Annotated in this window: 17 protein-coding genes; 2 read left to right on the plus strand and 15 right to left on the minus strand. The window is 74.3% G+C overall.

The genetic code is table 11. The annotated features are described in order from the left end of the window. Positions 1-64: 64 nt before the first annotated feature. From ACZ6Q9_RS28115 to recO, 5 genes are all read right to left on the minus strand, one after another. A complete protein-coding gene (locus ACZ6Q9_RS28115) occupies positions 65-826 on the minus strand; it encodes a pirin family protein (protein ID WP_393269375.1) in 762 nt (253 codons plus the stop codon). Positions 827-896: 70 nt separating this feature from the next. After that, positions 897-1,118, minus strand: a complete 222-nt coding sequence (locus ACZ6Q9_RS28120) for a thioredoxin reductase (RefSeq protein WP_393269373.1) — start codon at positions 1,116-1,118, stop codon at positions 897-899. A 294-nt stretch (positions 1,119-1,412) separates the two neighbouring features. Beyond that, entirely contained in the window at positions 1,413-1,598 is a 186-nt protein-coding gene (locus ACZ6Q9_RS28125; RefSeq protein WP_350710782.1) for a hypothetical protein, read from the minus strand. Positions 1,599-1,662: 64 nt separating this feature from the next. Beyond that, positions 1,663-2,463, minus strand: coding sequence for an isoprenyl transferase (locus ACZ6Q9_RS28130; RefSeq protein WP_357460517.1), 801 nt, complete (start codon positions 2,461-2,463; stop codon positions 1,663-1,665). An 8-nt stretch (positions 2,464-2,471) separates the two neighbouring features. Then, positions 2,472-3,314, minus strand: a complete 843-nt coding sequence (gene recO, locus ACZ6Q9_RS28135) for a DNA repair protein RecO (RefSeq protein ID WP_393269371.1) — start codon at positions 3,312-3,314, stop codon at positions 2,472-2,474. A 100-nt stretch (positions 3,315-3,414) separates the two neighbouring features. Between recO and ACZ6Q9_RS28140 the strand changes: the two genes are divergently transcribed. Beyond that, positions 3,415-4,245, plus strand: coding sequence for a DUF4097 family beta strand repeat-containing protein (locus ACZ6Q9_RS28140; protein WP_393269368.1), 831 nt, complete (start codon positions 3,415-3,417; stop codon positions 4,243-4,245). Here ACZ6Q9_RS28140 and ACZ6Q9_RS28145 read toward each other — a convergent pair. From ACZ6Q9_RS28145 to ACZ6Q9_RS28180, 8 genes are all read right to left on the minus strand, one after another. After that, positions 4,232-5,416, minus strand: a complete 1,185-nt coding sequence (locus ACZ6Q9_RS28145; protein ID WP_396830332.1) for an acyltransferase — start codon at positions 5,414-5,416, stop codon at positions 4,232-4,234. The two genes, ACZ6Q9_RS28140 and ACZ6Q9_RS28145, sit on opposite strands and share 14 nt — an antisense overlap. Positions 5,417-5,583: 167 nt before the next feature. Further along, entirely contained in the window at positions 5,584-6,480 is an 897-nt protein-coding gene (gene era / locus ACZ6Q9_RS28150; RefSeq protein WP_393269364.1) for a GTPase Era, read from the minus strand. Positions 6,481-6,520: 40 nt separating this feature from the next. Then, positions 6,521-6,907 carry a cytidine deaminase gene (locus tag ACZ6Q9_RS28155; protein WP_350710790.1) on the minus strand — a complete coding sequence of 129 codons (387 nt, stop codon included), beginning with the start codon at positions 6,905-6,907 and terminating at the stop codon, positions 6,521-6,523. Continuing rightward, positions 6,900-8,312 carry a hemolysin family protein gene (locus ACZ6Q9_RS28160; protein ID WP_396830374.1) on the minus strand — a complete coding sequence of 471 codons (1,413 nt, stop codon included), beginning with the start codon at positions 8,310-8,312 and terminating at the stop codon, positions 6,900-6,902. The genes ACZ6Q9_RS28155 and ACZ6Q9_RS28160 overlap by 8 nt, the downstream gene beginning before the upstream one ends. Next, complete coding sequence (ybeY, locus tag ACZ6Q9_RS28165; RefSeq protein WP_350684821.1) at positions 8,288-8,758, minus strand: rRNA maturation RNase YbeY; 471 nt, start codon at positions 8,756-8,758, stop codon at positions 8,288-8,290. Before ybeY ends, ACZ6Q9_RS28160 begins: the two co-directional genes overlap by 25 nt. 18 nt (positions 8,759-8,776) lie before the next feature. Further along, positions 8,777-9,835 carry a PhoH family protein gene (locus ACZ6Q9_RS28170; RefSeq protein ID WP_393269360.1) on the minus strand — a complete coding sequence of 353 codons (1,059 nt, stop codon included), beginning with the start codon at positions 9,833-9,835 and terminating at the stop codon, positions 8,777-8,779. Between the two features lie 186 nt (positions 9,836-10,021). Next, positions 10,022-11,398 carry a serine hydrolase domain-containing protein gene (locus ACZ6Q9_RS28175; protein ID WP_393460302.1) on the minus strand — a complete coding sequence of 459 codons (1,377 nt, stop codon included), beginning with the start codon at positions 11,396-11,398 and terminating at the stop codon, positions 10,022-10,024. After that, positions 11,395-11,754 carry a histidine triad nucleotide-binding protein gene (locus tag ACZ6Q9_RS28180; protein WP_357702713.1) on the minus strand — a complete coding sequence of 120 codons (360 nt, stop codon included), beginning with the start codon at positions 11,752-11,754 and terminating at the stop codon, positions 11,395-11,397. The genes ACZ6Q9_RS28175 and ACZ6Q9_RS28180 overlap by 4 nt, the downstream gene beginning before the upstream one ends. 94 nt (positions 11,755-11,848) lie before the next feature. Between ACZ6Q9_RS28180 and ACZ6Q9_RS28185 the strand changes: the two genes are divergently transcribed. Next, on the plus strand, positions 11,849-12,610 hold the full coding sequence (locus tag ACZ6Q9_RS28185; RefSeq protein WP_393269354.1) for an SDR family NAD(P)-dependent oxidoreductase: 762 nt from the start codon (positions 11,849-11,851) through the stop codon (positions 12,608-12,610). Positions 12,611-12,613: 3 nt separating this feature from the next. Here the strand turns inward: ACZ6Q9_RS28185 and ACZ6Q9_RS28190 are convergent, their stop codons facing one another. Further along, positions 12,614-13,348 (minus strand): 16S rRNA (uracil(1498)-N(3))-methyltransferase, encoded by a 735-nt coding sequence (locus ACZ6Q9_RS28190; RefSeq protein WP_393269352.1) that lies wholly within the window; start codon positions 13,346-13,348, stop codon positions 12,614-12,616. 94 nt (positions 13,349-13,442) lie between these two features. Then, a complete protein-coding gene (gene dnaJ / locus ACZ6Q9_RS28195) occupies positions 13,443-14,588 on the minus strand; it encodes a molecular chaperone DnaJ (RefSeq protein WP_350710901.1) in 1,146 nt (381 codons plus the stop codon). Between the last annotated feature and the right edge of the window lie 9 nt (positions 14,589-14,597).

The following is a 14,597-nucleotide window of genomic DNA, read 5'->3' on the forward strand; positions in this document are numbered from 1 at the left end:
GCAATACGTGGGGCGAAACTGCAAGATCGCCGAATGTGAGGCGGGAACCTCGGGGGCTGGCGGGTCAGGCGATGGTGGCGTGCATCTCCCAGACGAGGATCTCGGCCGGCTCGGTGGCGGTGACCCGTCGCCCGCCCGTCATGGTGAGCCGGGCGGCGTCGCCGGTGCCGAGCAGGCCGCTGCCCTCCAGGGTGACCGCGCCGGTCGGCACGTAGAGGTGGACGAAGGGCGCGTCCGGGAGATCGACCTCGTCGCCGGGGCGGAGCCGGGCGGCGTGCAGGGCGGCGAAGCGGTTCCGGATCCGGATCGCCGCCGCACCGTCGTGGCGGTCCATCCCGGAGGCGACGGGCACCAGGCCGCCGCGCAGGAGCTCGTCGTGGATCTCGAGCTGTTCGTAGCCGGGGTCGATGCCCTGCTCGTCCGGCAGCACCCACATCTGCACGAAGTGGACGGGATCGGTGTGCGGGTCGCGGCCGTCGAGCCGCCAGGAGTCGTTCTTCTCCGAGTGCAGGATGCCGGTGCCGGCGCTCATCCGCTGCGCCAGCCCGGGGTAGATCACGCCGGAGTGACCGGTGGAGTCCTGGTGCACCAGCGACCCGCGCAACACCCAGGTGACGATCTCCATGTCCTGGTGCGGGTGGGTCTCGAAGCCGGCGCCCGGCCGGACCACGTCGTCGTTGTTGACCAGCAGCAGACCGTGGTGGGTGTTGGCCGGGTCGTAGTGCCGGGAGAACGAGAACGAGTGCTTCGAGTCGAGCCAGGAGATCCGGGTGGCGAAGCGGTCGTCGGCCCGCCGGACGTCGACGGCCGGAGCGGGGGCGGTCACCGCGTCACCGGTCGGCGGCCCGACGCCGCCCCGGAATCGACTGGCGCGGCCGGTGGGTCGGCGGGAGGCGTCACCAGGCACGCTGCCCGGTCTCGGTCGGCGCCCAGGTGAGCGCCGGTTCACCCGTGGCCAGCTCGCCGATCTCGCCGGAGCGCGGCTGCGGTGCGTGGCCGAGCTCCTGGCAGTGCTGCTCGGCGATCTCGGCGCAGATCTCGGCCACCTGCGCGCAGATCGGGTCACCGAGGTCGGCGGCGTTCAGCGCCATGATCATCTTGTACCGGAGATCCCGCATCCCCACCCCCGAGGCTCGACGCGGTCCGGGGCACCCACCCCGCCCCCGATCCTAGGCGCCCCCACCCCCCACCCACCCCGAAACCCCGAACCCCGCCCCGCCCCGCCAGCGGCGCATGCGATTCCGGTGGCTGCCTCCACGGCGAACGCGAGGCTCGCACCCAGGCGACGGGCCCGGTGGGACGCTTTCGCGAGGCACCACAACCGCATGGTCGTCGGGCGGGGTGGCGACGGGGACGGGGTGGACGGGGAGGGGAGGTCAGCGTCGCCGGGGGGGCGACACTGACCGGCGGGGTCAGAAGAAGCGGCGGCGCTTCGCCTTCCGCGGGCGGAGCATGTCGGCACCCTTGGTGAGCAGGCGGCTCACCCCGGACGGGCCGCGGCGGGCCTCCAGCGTGTGGCTGAGCCGACGGGCGCCGGCCGCCGCCAGCGGCACCGCGACCGCCATCAACGCCCACTGGGCAATACGCTTCTGGATCATGTGGGTTCACCTCCGTCAGTGGCTGCTGACCGGAGAAATACCCCGCGCGGCGGAGCGGTAAGCCTCAGGACGGCGGGGCGACCGGGTTGGGCAGCGCGCCGCCGAAGCGGCGGTCCCGCTGGGCGTACAGCTCGCAGGCGTACCAGAGGTGCCGGCGGTCGAAGTCGGGCCACAGCGTGTCGAGGAACACCAGTTCGGCGTACGCGGTCTGCCAGAGCAGGTAGTTGGAGATCCGCTGCTCGCCGGAGGGGCGGAGGAAGAGGTCCACCTCGGGGACCTCCGGGTGGTAGAGGTACTTCGCCACCGTCTTCTCGGTGACCTTCGCCGGGTCTAGCCTGCCCGCGGCCGCGTCCCGGGCGATCGCGGCGGCGGCGTCGGCGATCTCGGCCTGCCCGCCGTAGTTGACGCAGAACTGGAGGGTCAGGGTGGAGTTGCCCCGGGACATCTCCTCCGCCGTCTGCAGCTCGGAGATGACGCTCTTCCAGAGCCGGCCGGCCCGGCCGGACCAGACCACCCGCACCCCCAGGTCGACCAGCTGGTCGCGGCGGCGGCGGATGACGTCCCGGTTGAAGCCCATCAGGAACCGGACCTCGTCCGGCGAGCGCCGCCAGTTCTCGGTGGAGAAGGCGTACGCCGACAGGTAGGGGATGCCCAGCTCGATGGCGCCCTCGATGGTGTCGAACAGGGAGAACTCCCCCGCCTCGTGGCCCTTGGTGCGAGGCAGCCCGCGCTCCTTGGCCCACCGGCCGTTGCCGTCCATCACCACGGCGACGTGCCGGGGCACCGCCTCGGCGGGCAACGCCGGCGGCCGGGCGCCCGAGGGGTGCGGTGTCGGCGGCACCGGCTCGCGCCGGCCGGCCCTCATCGATCGGATCACTCGGCTCTCTCCCTGCTCACGCCATCCGCTCCGGCCCCCACGCCCCGCGGCGGCGGGACCGGGCCGGCCGCCGGGGCACCCCGGTCGACCAGCGGCAGCGAGCGTAGCGCGCGCTCCAGGTGCCACTGCAGGTGCGCCGCGACGAGGCCGCTGCACTCCCGGCGTACGCCGGTCTCGGTGGCGTCGGCGACCCGCCAGTCGCCGCTGGTCAGCGCCGACATCAGGTCGATGGTGGCCGGGGCGGGATGGGCCGCGCCGGGGGGCCGGCAGTCCGGGCAGACCGCGCCCCCGGCCGGTACGGAGAACGCCCGGTGCCGCCCGGGCGTGCCGCAGACGGCGCAGGCGGTCAGCGCCGGCGCCCAGCCCGCATGGGCCATCCCGCGCAGGAGGTAGGCGTCGAGCACCAGGGTGGTGTCGTGGCTGCCCTCGGCGAGCGCCCGCAGCGCGCCGAGGGTGAGCTGGAACAGCCGCAGCGACGGCTCCCGCTCCACCGGGGTGAGCCGCTCGGCGGTCTCGGCGATCGCGCTGGCGGCCGTGTAGCGGGGATAGTCGCCGAGGAACCGCTTGCCGTAGAGGTCGATGCCCTCGACCTGGCTGACCGTGTGCAGTGAGCTGCCCTGGTTGCCCTTCGGGTCGCCGGCGAGCTGGAGGTCGACGTGCCCGAACGGCTCCAGCCGGGCGCCGAACTTGCTGGTGGTGCGGCGGATCCCGCGCGCCACCGCCCGCAGCCGGCCGTGCCGGCGGGTGAGCAGGGTGATGATCCGGTCGGACTCGCCGAGCTTCTGCACGCGCAGGACCACCGCGTCGTCGCGGTAGAGCTGTCGGCGGTACCCGGCCATCGGACCATTCTCCCTCGGGGTGCGAAATCAGGGTCGGCTCGGGGTGGACGCGTGAAGAACCCCGATGCGCGGCGCGCGCCGTGCCTCGTAGCGTGCTCGCATGGCTCTCCACCGGACCGCCGCGGCGCTCGCCGCGGCCGCCACCCTGATCGTCGTCGCCGGGTGCGACAACCTGGCCTCCCGTCGGCTCGACTACGACAACACCGAAGCGGCCCGGATCACCGCCATCCGGGTGCTTCCGGGGGCCGGCGACGTGACCGTCCGCACCACCAGCACGGACGACGAGGTGCGGATCAAGCGGGTGGTGCGCTACCACGGCGGCCAGCCCGACACCACGTACGAGATCAACGGCGCCGAACTGGTGCTGGACACCGACTGCGGCAAGGACTGCAGCGTCTCCTACGACGTCACCGCCCCGGAGGGGGTGAGCGTGACGGGCGAGACCGGCTCCGGTGACGTCCACCTGACCAGGGTCGGCGCGGTGGAGATCCGGCTCGGTTCCGGCAACGTCCGGGTGACCGGCGCCGACGGCCCCGTCGTGGCGGAGACCGGCTCGGGTGACGTCAGGGTGACCGGCGCCGCCGGCGCGGTCACCGTCACGACCGGCTCCGGCAACATCGACGTGGACGACGCCCCGGCCGCCGTGACCCTGCGCGCCGGCTCCGGCGACATCACGGGGCGCCGCCTCGGCGCCGGGGTGGACGCCGAGGCGGGCTCCGGCAACATCACCGTCGACCTGGCCGCGCCCGCCTCGGCGCGTACGCACACCTCCAGCGGCGACATCAAGCTCGTCGTGCCCGCGGGCCGCTACCAGGTCCGTTCCACGGCCGGCGGCGGCGACACCCGGCTGGGCGTGACCCACGATCCGACCGCCTCGCTGGTGCTCGACATCTCCACCGGCGGCGGCAACCAGACGGTCACCCAGCGCTGATCTCGACGGTCTGCGGCTCCCGCGCGGCGCGCGGCGACGGCACGCCGGCCCGCCCGGTGGCCGGACCGGACCGCGCGGCGGGGGCCGGGGCGGGCGGTGGCCCGGCGCCGGTCGGGGCGGGTGAACCGGGGCCGGTCGGGGCGGTTGGCCCGGTGCGGGCCGGTGCGGGGCGGGAGCCACCGGGAACCAGCTCCGGCGGCCGACGGGCCGCCACGTCCTCCACCCAGCCGACCAGGGCGGTCACCACCGCGACCAGGGCGAAGACCAGGGCCACCCGGATCGCCAGGCCGAGCGGATCCTGGTGCGACCAGCCCACCACGTCCACCAGTGGGGTGAGCGCCGCCACGAACGGCATGTGCCACAGGTAGACGGTGAGCGCCCGCCGGTTGAACACGGTCACGACCCGGCCGGACACGGCGCTGCGGTCCACCCAGCGCGCGCCCGCCGGCGCCCGCCCGAGCAGGACGAGGACGAAGGCCGCCGACCAGAGGGCGTTGCCCAGGGGGTTGTCGTTCAGGTCGTACCCGCGGGGTCCGGGGTGGGTGACGATCCAGGCGGCCCCGGCGGCGGCGAGGGCCAGCGCGACGGGCACCAGCACCCGGGTGGCCAGGCGGCGCAGCATGCCGGCCTGGTGGGCGAAGCCGAGCAGCCAGGCGCCGAAGTAGAGCCCGAAGTGGTGCAGCGCCCCCGGCAGCGCCGGCAGCAGGCCCAGCTCGGCCGCGGCGAGCATGGCGTACGGGGCGACCAGTGTGGGCACCGGGGCGCGCCGGAACAGCCAGAGGGCGACCGGGGAGGCGAGCACGAACCAGAGGTAGTCCCGCAGATACCAGATCACGCTCAGCGCGATCGCACCCCAGCCGTTGGCCGGCGGATCGGCGACGGGGAAGAGCCAGAGCAGCACCTTCGGGCTCAGCGGCAGCCCGGTGAGCAGCATGGCGGGTACGAAGACCGCGGCGACCACCCAGAGCGACGGCAGCAGGCGACGCAACCGGCGTACGACCGCTCCCGGCCCCCACCGTTGCAGCGAGGCGGCCATCAGCGAGCCGGCGAGCGCGAACATCACCGACATCGCCGGGAAGACGAGGGTCAGGGTGGCCCATCCGGTGACGTGGTAGACCACGACTCGAACGATGGCCAGGAAGCGGAGCAGGTCAAGGTATCGGTTTCGCATCAGCCTGCATCTATGTCCGGGGGCACGGGGGCTGGTCCTTCCCCTACCCTCCGGAGCGGCCCCGGCAAACCGCCGGCACCCCACGCGAACGTGACATCTTCCACCCGGCCGACCGACATCGATCATGCCCCGGTTGCCGGGCCGGGCGCACCCGGCCCGGCAACCGGTCAGAACCCCAGCTTGCGCAGCTGCTTCGGGTCCCGCTGCCAGTCCTTCGCCACCCGGACGTGCAGGTCGAGGTAGACCCGGGTGCCGAGCAGCTCCTCGATCTGCCGCCGCGCCGTCGTGCCGACCGCCTTGAGCCGGCTGGCCCGGTGGCCGATCACGATCGCCTTCTGGCTGGGCCGCTCGACGTACACGTCGGCGTAGATCTTCATGAGCTTGCCCTCGGGGACCATCTCCTCGACGACCACCGCGATGGAGTGCGGCAGCTCGTCCCGGACGCCCTCCAGGGCCGCCTCCCGGATCAGCTCGGCGACCAGCACCTGCTCCGGGTCGTCGGTGAGCATGTCGTCCGGGTAGAGCTGCGGCGACTCGGGCAGGTAGCGGGTCATCACCTCGACGAGCGTGTCCACCTGGTGCCCGGAGACCGCGCTGACCGGCACCACCTCGGCGAACTCGCCCAGCTCGCTGACGGCGAGCAACTGCTCGGCCAGCCGCCTGCGGTCCACCAGGTCGGTCTTGGTGACCACCGCCAGCACCGTGGCCTTCAGCTCGGCCAGCTCGCCGGTGATGAACCGGTCGCCGCGCCCGATCGGCTCGTCCGCCGGGATGCAGAGGCCGATCACGTCGACCTCGCTCCAGGTCTGTCGGACCAGGTCGTTGAGGCGCTCGCCGAGCAGCGTGCGGGGGCGGTGCAGGCCCGGGGTGTCGACCAGCACGAGCTGGGAGTCCGGGCGGTGCAGGACGGCCCGGATGACGTGCCGGGTGGTCTGCGGCTTGTTCGAGGTGATGGCGATCTTCTGCCCGACGATCGCGTTGGTCAGCGTCGACTTCCCGGCGTTCGGGCGGCCGACGAAACAGGCGAAACCGGCCCGGTAGGGGCGCTGCTCCAGGTCGCTCACGCCGCGACCCCGCCCCGCTCGCCGGCAGCCGTCCGCCCGCTCACTCGACCACCGTGCCCAGGACGGTGCCGTCCGGCGCGGCCACGTGGATCGGCGCGTCGACCGCGAGGTCCCGCACCGCCGCGTGCCCGGCGCCGTCCAGCGTCGACGCCTCGGTCACCACCACGGCGGCCTCCAGCCGGCTCGCGCCGGCCGCCGCCGCCGAGGCCACCGCGAGCTGGAGCGCGGTGATCGTCAGCGAGGGCAGCGAGACGCTGGCCGCGGCGTACGTCCGCCCGTCCTGGTCGCGTACCGCCGCGCCCTCCACGGCGCCCACCCGGCCGCGCGCGCCCCGGGCCAGGACGACCAGCTTGCCGTCCTCGGCGCTCAGCTCGATCGGGTCGGACGGGGTGGGCCGGGCGGCCGGTACGGCGGGTGACTCAGGCATCGGCGGGTTGCCTCTCCTCGGATCGGTTCGTGTCGCCCCGGGGCTCGGCGTGCTCGCCGCGGCCCGGGCCGTCCTGCGTGTCGGTCGACTCCACCCGGTTCACCAGCACGGTGTCGATCCGGTTGCGTCGGCCGGTGGTGCCCTCGGCGACCAGCCGGAGCCCGGCGACCTCGACCTGCGCCCCCGGGATCGGGACGCGGCCCAGGGACTGGGCGAGCAGGCCGCCGACGGTCTCCACCTCGTCGGCGGGCAGCTCGGTGTCGAACAGCTCGCCCAGGTCCTCCACCGGGAGCCGCGCGGTGACCCGCACCGCCCCGTCGTCGAGGTGCTCGACCGGCGGGCGCTCGACATCGTACTCGTCGGTGATCTCTCCGACGATCTCCTCCAGGATGTCCTCGATGGTGACCAGCCCGCCGGTGCCGCCGTACTCGTCGACGACGATGACCAGGTGGTTGCGGGCGGCCTGCATCTCCGAGAGCAGGTCGTCGACCGGCTTGGACTCCGGCACGAAGGTGGCGGGGCGCATCAGCTCGGCGACCGGGAGCCGGCGGTCCTCCGGCGCGCCGCCCTGGGTGCGCCGGATCAGGTCCTTGAGGTAGAGCACGCCGAGCACGTCGTCGACGCTCTCGCCGATGACCGGGATCCGGGAGAACCCGGAGCGCAGGAAGAGCGCCAGCGCCTGGGAGAGCGTCTTGCGCTCCTCGATCCACACCATCTCGGTGCGCGGCACCATCACCTCGCGGGCGATCGTGTCGCCGAGCGCGAAGACGGAGTGGATCATCTGGCGCTCGCCGTGCTCCACGACACCGCGCTGCTCGGCCAGGTCGACCAGCTCGCGCAGCTCCACCTGGGTGGCGAACGGCCCCTCCCGGAAGCCGCGCCCCGGGGTTACCGCGTTGCCGATCAGGATCAGCAGCGAGGCGAGCGGGTTCAGCGCCCGGCCCAGCCAGCGGACCAGGGGCGCGACGGACCGCCCGACCACGTACGCGTGCTGCCGGCCGAGGGTGCGCGGAGCGACCCCGACCACCACGAAACTGATCACGGTCATCGCGCCGGCGGTGACCAGCGCCGCGCGCCAGCCCGCGCCGAAGGTGTCCACCGCGACGAGCGCCACCAGCGTGGTGGCGGTCAGCTCGGCGAGCAGCCGCAGCAGCAGGAGCAGGTTGAGGTGGCGGACCACGTCCCCGGCGACGGCCTGGAGCGTGCGCGCGCCCCGTACGCCGTCGCGGGCCAGCTCGGCGGCGCGGGCGGGCGAGACCGCGGCGAGGGCCGCCTCGGTCATCGCGATCAGGCCGGCCAGCACCACCAGGCCGGCCGCGGAGACCAGCAGTTGCAGGTCGGGCAGGCCGGTGGCGCCGGCCGCCAGTGTCGGGGTGTCCATCACCGGGACCGGGTCGACCGCCAGCTCGCCAGCAGTCGGGCCTGGAGCGCGAACATCTCCCGCTCCTCCTCCGGCTCGGCGTGGTCGTAGCCGAGCAGGTGCAGCACGCCATGCACGGTGAGCAGGTGCAGCTCGTCGGCGGCGGAGTGGCCGGCGGTGGCCGCCTGCTTGGCCGCCACCTCCGGGCAGAGCACGATGTCGCCGAGCAGCGCCGGCTCGCCGGCGGCGGTCGACTCGCCGGGCCCGTGGTCGACGCTGCCCTCGTCCATGGGGAAGGCGAGCACGTCGGTCGGGCCGTCGCCGCCCATCCACCGGTGGTTCAGCTCGGTCATGTAGTCGATGTCGACCAGCAGCACGGACAGCTCGGCGAGGGGGTTGACCCCCATCTCGTCGAGGGCGTGCCGGGCGACGGCGAGCACGGCGTCGGTGTCGACGTCGACGCCGGACTCGTTGGCGATCTCGATGGACAACAGTCTTCCCTCGATGGTCTAGCGGCGCCGGCCGGCCCGGCCGCCCTGGGCTGTCCGCCCGGGCACGGCGTGCACGCTCTGCGCCTGCTGGTTCTCCCGCTCGGCGTCCCAGCGGGCGTACGCGTCGACGATCTCCCCGACCAGCCGGTGGCGGACCACGTCCGAGCTGGAGAGCTGGGCGAAGTGCACGTCCTCGACGTTCTCCAGGATCTCCCGGACCACCCGCAGGCCGCTGGTCGTGCCGCCGGGGAGGTCGACCTGGGTGACGTCACCGGTGACGACGATCTTGGAACCGAAGCCGAGCCGGGTCAGGAACATCTTCATCTGCTCGGGCGTGGTGTTCTGCGCCTCGTCGAGGATGATGAACGCGTCATTGAGGGTACGCCCCCGCATGTACGCCAGCGGCGCGACCTCGATCGTGCCCGCCGCCATCAGCTTGGGGATGGAGTCCGGGTCGAGCATGTCGTGCAGCGCGTCGTAGAGCGGGCGCAGGTAGGGGTCGATCTTCTCGTTGAGCGTGCCGGGCAGGAAGCCGAGCCGCTCCCCCGCCTCGACCGCCGGCCGGGTGAGGATGATCCGGTTGACCTGCTTGGCCTGCAACGCCTGGACGGCCTTGGCCATGGCCAGGTAGGTCTTGCCGGTGCCGGCGGGGCCGATGCCGAAGACGATGGTGTGCGCGTCGATCGCGTCGACGTAGCGCTTCTGACCCAGCGTCTTGGGGCGGATGGTGCGGCCGCGCCGGGAGAGGATGTTGAGCGTCAGGACCTCGGCGGGCCGCTCGGCGCCGCCCTGCTCGAGCATGCCGACGGTACGCCGGACGGCGTCAGTGGTCAGGGTCTCGCCTTTCTCGATGAGTTCGAGCAGCTCGCTGAAGATCCGCTCGGCGAGGGCATTGTCGGCGGGGGCGCCGGTGATGGTGATCTCGTTGCCCCGGACGTGCACGTCACTGTTGACCGAGCGCTCGACCAGTCGCAGGATCTCGTCACCCGCGCCGAGCAGGTTGACCATGATCTTGGAATCCGGAACGGTGATCCTGGTCTGCACCCGGGGCGGGCCGGGAGGTGGGGTGCCGGTCATAGGTCGGGCCGAGGGGCCCTGCGCCACCTGCTCTCGATCTCGGCGCCGGGCCTGCTGGCGCGGCGCGCTGACGTTGCCCCCATCGTATCTGCTCAACAGCGGCGGCACCGCGCCCATTTCCGCGCGTGCGGGACGGCACGGACGGGACGCGGCCCGCGCCGGCCCCGCCCCGCCCGTACGCGCCCGTCAGGAGCCGGCGCGGAAGTCGTACCGGTCGAAGGTCTCCTGGGTACGGGTGAACCGGTAGGTCGCCCAGTGCATCCGGACCACCGCGCCGCGCTCGTCCCGGGTGAGCCGCAGCAGCTCGCCCACCTCACGCCCGGAGACCGTGCGGTACACGTCCGGCTGGTCGGGCAGTGGCGCGAAGACCGCCGGCGGCTTCCCCGCCGGGTCGTCGGCGCCCCGGGCCCGCAGCGCGCCGTCGTGCCACGAGAAGACGTACTCGAAGCCCTCGCCCCACCAGCGGCCCAGCAGCCCGCGTACGCCCTCGGGGGCGGGTGGGCCCGGCCGCCACGGCGCGACGTCGGCCGGGTCGTGCTCGACGGCGGCGGCCAGCAGCCGGTGTGGCAGGTCGAGGACCTCGCCGGCGGTGCCGGAGGAGCCGAGCACGGCGACGCCCATCGCGCCGGGCGTCCCCTCGCCGCCGCGCCGGCCGTAGACGCCGGCCAGGAAGCCGGGCATCGCGCCGTCGTGCCCGACGTGCATGGTCCGCTTGCCCTGCGGCACCAGGATCAGCCCGAGCCCGAAGCCGCCGGCCCAGAGCGTCTCGTCGGTGACCGTCGCCGGCCAGCGCATCTCCTCCAGCGTGGCCGGGGTGAGCACCGCGCCCGCCGGGTCCAGCGCCGCCGGGTCGGCGAGGAAGGCCGCCCAGCGGGCCATGTCGGTGGCGGTGCTCCAGAGCTGCGCCGCCGGCCCCACCGCGCCGAAGTCCGTGGGCGGCTCCGGGTGCGCCTCGTCGGAGTACGCGTCGACCAGGAAACCGGTCGCGGCGTGCGGGCCCGGCGTCACCGAGGTGTCGGCCAGCCCCAGCGGGGTCAGCACCCGCTCGGCGAGCACCTCCGCCCAGGTGCCGCCCCGCAGGTGGCCGACGAGCCGGCCGAGCAGCGCCATACCGAGGTTGGAGTAGTGGTAGCGGCGGCCCGGCGGCAGCACCCGCTCGGCCCGGGCGAGGTCGGCGACCAGCTCGTCGACGTCGGGCGCGCGCAGGCTGTCCCAGACGTCGCCGTACGGCTCCCGTTGCAGGCCGGCGGTGTGCGACAGCAGCCGGCGCACGGTCAGCTCGCCGTGGGCCGGCAGGTCCAGGTGGCGGCCCAGCGGGTCGTCCAGGTCGAGCAGGCCGTCGTCGCGGCACTGGAGCGTCAGCACGGCGGTGAACGTCTTCGTGACCGAGCCGATCCGGAACCGGGTGCCCGGCCCCAGCTCGGTGTCGTTGCCGGTGCCGCCGACCGTGCACGTCCACAGCGGGCGGTCGGCCCGGTGCAGGGCCGCCGACACGGCCGGTACGCGAGCCTGCGCCTGGACCTGGCGCACCAGCCGGGCCAGGCGGTCGTCGACCGCCGTCACGCGAGGTCCCGGGCCAGCATCGGCCCGAGCGGCGCCCCACCGAGCACGTGCGCGTGCGCGTGGAAGACCTCCTGGCCGCCGTACGCGCCGGTGTTGAACATCAGCCGGAAGCCGTCGCCGAGCAGCCCCTCGTCCTCGGCCACCGCGGCTGCCGTGGCGAGCACCTCGCCGGCCAGCGCCGGGTCGCCCTGGGCGAGCGTCGCCACGTCGGCGTAGTGCTCCTTCGGGATGACCAGCACGTGCACCGGCGCCTTCGGGCCGATGTCGCGGAAGGCGAGCGTGGTGGCGGTTTCCCGCACGACGGTGGCCGGGATCTCCCCGGCGACGATGCGGCAGAACAGGCAGTCGGTTCCCATCGGGGCAGTGTAAGGAAGGGCACCTTGTTATCGCTTTCGGTAGAGGAAGGGCCCCTTCCTTACACCTGGGGGCCGACCGGGCATGATGGCCGGCGTGACTTCACGGGCGGTACTGGTGACGGGGGCCTCGCGCGGCATCGGGCGGGCGGTGGCGACGGCGTTCGCGGCGAGCGGGGACCGGGTGGCGATCCACCACCGCGACTCGGCGGAGGCGGCCGGGCGGCTGCGCGCCGAACTGCCCGGCGAGGGCCACGTGGTGGTCCGCGCCGACCTGACCGACCCGGACGCCGTACGGGCCATGGTGGACGAGGCGGCCGGCCTGCTGGGCGGGCTGGACGTGCTGGTCAACAACGCCGGGGTGTACGGCGACCGGGACGCCCCGCACCCGGTCTTCGGCGCCTCCTACGCGCAGTGGCGCGCGCAGTGGCGGCAGGTGGTGGAGACCAACCTGACCGGCGCGGGCAACGTCATCTGGTGCGCCGCCCAGCACATGCGCGACCGGGGCGGCCGGATCGTCAACGTCTCCTCCCGGGGCGCCTTCCGGGGCGAGCCGGACCAGCCGGCGTACGGGGCGAGCAAGGCGGGGCTGAACGCGCTGGGGCAGTCGCTGGCGGTGGCCCTGGCCCCGTACGGCATCAGCGTCGCCACGGTGGCCCCGGGCTTCGTCGAGACCGACATGACCACGGAGCACCTGCGCGGGGAGCGGGGCGCCGCCATCCGGGCGCAGAGCCCGTTCAACCGGGTGGCCCGCCCCGAGGAGATCGCCGCCGCCGTGCACTGGCTCGCCTCCCCGCAGGCGGAGTGGGCCTCCGGCACCATCGTCGACCTGAACGGCGCCTCCTACCTGCGTAGCTGAGCGTCACCAGCGGGCGAGGCGGGTGGCGAGCACCGCGAGGGCGGCCACGCCGGCCGTCGAGGTGCGCAGCACCGACGGGCCCAGGCGGACGGCGCGGGCCCCGGCCCCGGTGAAGGTGTCCAGCTCGCTGTCGGCGATCCCGCCCTCCGGCCCGACGACCAGGACGATCTCGCCCGTGGCGGGCAGCTCGGCGGTGGTCAGCCGCTCCTGTGCCTCCTCGTGCAGCACGAACGCCGCGGCGGCCCCGCCGATGCGGCGCGCGACCTGGGCGGTGGACTCGTCCGGCGTCCCCGCCACCACGGGCAGCCAGGCGCGCCGGGCCTGCTTGGCCGCCTCCCGGGCGGTCGCCGCCCACTTCTCCCGCGCCCGTACGCCCCGGTCGCCGCGCCACTGGGTGACCGAGCGGGCCGCCGCCCAGGGAACGATCTCGTCCACCCCGACCTCGGTCATCGCCTGTACGGCCAGCTCGCCCCGGTCGCCCTTGGCGATGCCCTGCACCACGACCAGGCGCGGGACGGAGGCGTCGACGAACCCCCGGGAGGTGATCTCCAGGTCGAGGGTGCCGCGGCCGACGGCGGTCACCACGGCGGCGGCGGTGCCGCCCCGCCCGTCGGCGAGCAGCAGTTCCTCGCCGACGCGGAGCCGCTGCACGGTGGCGGCGTGGTGCCCCTCGGGGCCGTCGAGGGTCAGCCGGTCGGCGGTGGGCAGCGACTCGACCAGGAACAGCGGCGCGGACACGACGATCAGGCTAGCCGCCCCGGCGGCCGCCGGGGCGCCGAGGGCGGTGGAGCCGCCGGGCCGCCGCGGAGCGCGGCGGCCCGGGGCGTGCGGGTCAGGCGTGGCCGTTGAAGGCGTCGCGCATCCGGGAGAAGAAGCCGCCCTGCTTGGTCAGCTCGGCGACCTCCTCGCCCCGGGTCTTGGCGAAGTCGCGCAGCATCCGCTCCTGGTCGGCGTCGAGCTTCGTCGGGGTGCGCACGTCGAGGTGGACGTAGAGGTCACCCCGGCCGGTGCCGCGCAGGTGCGGCACGCCCCGGGCGCGCAGCCGCAGCGTGCTGCCCGGCTGGGTGCCGGCCTTGACGTCGACCGTCTCCTCGCTGTCCAGCGTCTTGATGGTCAGCCGGGTGCCGAGGGCGGCGGCGGTCATCGGCACGGTGACCCGGCAGTGCAGGTCGTCGCCCTTGCGGGAGTAGACGTCGTGCGGCCGCTCGTGGATCTCGACGTATAGGTCGCCGGCGGTGCCGCCGCCCGGGCCGACCTCGCCCTGCTGGGCCAGCCGGATGCGCATGCCGTCCTCGACCCCGGCGGGGATCTTGACGGTCAGCGAACGCCGGGTGCGGACGCGGCCGTCGCCGGCGCACGTCGGGCAGGGGTGCGGGATGGTGGTGCCGTAGCCCTGGCAGACGGTGCAGGGGCGGGCGGAGACCACCTGACCGAGGAAGGTGCGCTGCACCGACTGCACCTCGCCCCGGCCGCCGCACGCCTCGCAGGTGGCCAGGTGGGTGCCGGCCGCGGTGCCGGCGCCGGAGCAGGTGGTGCAGAGTACGGCGGTGTCGACGGTGATCGGCGCCTCGACGCCGAACGCGGTCTCGTTCAGGTCCAGCTCCAGCCGCAGGATCGCGTCGGCGCCCGGCCGGGTCCGCGGTCGCGGGCCCCGCGACCCGCCGGCCGCGCCGCCGAAGAACGCGTCCATGATGTCCTGGAAGCCGACGAACGGGCCGGCGCCGCCGGGACCGCCCGGGCCGCCCGCGCCCCCGCCGCCCGGGGCGAGCGGGTCGCCGCCCAGGTCGACGATCTGCCGTTTCCGGTCGTCCGAGAGGACCTCGTACGCGGCGTTGATGTCCTTGAACTTCTCCTGTGCCTCCGGGTCCGGATTGACGTCCGGATGGAACTGCCGCGCCAGCTTTCGGTAGGCACGCTTGATCTCGTCGTCGGAGGCTTCCCGGCTCACCCCGAGAATGCCGTAGTAGTCCCTGGCCACTGCGTTCCG

Source organism: Micromonospora sp. NPDC049139 (genome assembly GCF_055586845.1).

Excerpts from the sequence above, each read along its gene's own strand:
- ACZ6Q9_RS28155 (WP_350710790.1), bottom strand. The coding sequence starts at position 6,907 with ATGCCTGAGTCACCCGCCGTACCGGCCGCCCGGCCCACCCCGTCCGAC.
- ACZ6Q9_RS28180 (WP_357702713.1), bottom strand. The coding sequence starts at position 11,754 with ATGGGAACCGACTGCCTGTTCTGCCGCATCGTCGCCGGGGAGATCCCG.
- ACZ6Q9_RS28125 (WP_350710782.1), bottom strand. The coding sequence starts at position 1,598 with ATGATCCAGAAGCGTATTGCCCAGTGGGCGTTGATGGCGGTCGCGGTG.
- ACZ6Q9_RS28145 (WP_396830332.1), bottom strand. The coding sequence starts at position 5,416 with ATGCGAAACCGATACCTTGACCTGCTCCGCTTCCTGGCCATCGTTCGA.
- ACZ6Q9_RS28120 (WP_393269373.1), bottom strand. The coding sequence starts at position 1,118 with ATGCGGGATCTCCGGTACAAGATGATCATGGCGCTGAACGCCGCCGAC.
- ACZ6Q9_RS28130 (WP_357460517.1), bottom strand. The coding sequence starts at position 2,463 with ATGAGGGCCGGCCGGCGCGAGCCGGTGCCGCCGACACCGCACCCCTCG.
- ACZ6Q9_RS28140 (WP_393269368.1), top strand. The coding sequence starts at position 3,415 with ATGGCTCTCCACCGGACCGCCGCGGCGCTCGCCGCGGCCGCCACCCTG.
- recO (WP_393269371.1), bottom strand. The coding sequence starts at position 3,314 with ATGGCCGGGTACCGCCGACAGCTCTACCGCGACGACGCGGTGGTCCTG.
- ACZ6Q9_RS28170 (WP_393269360.1), bottom strand. The coding sequence starts at position 9,835 with ATGACCGGCACCCCACCTCCCGGCCCGCCCCGGGTGCAGACCAGGATC.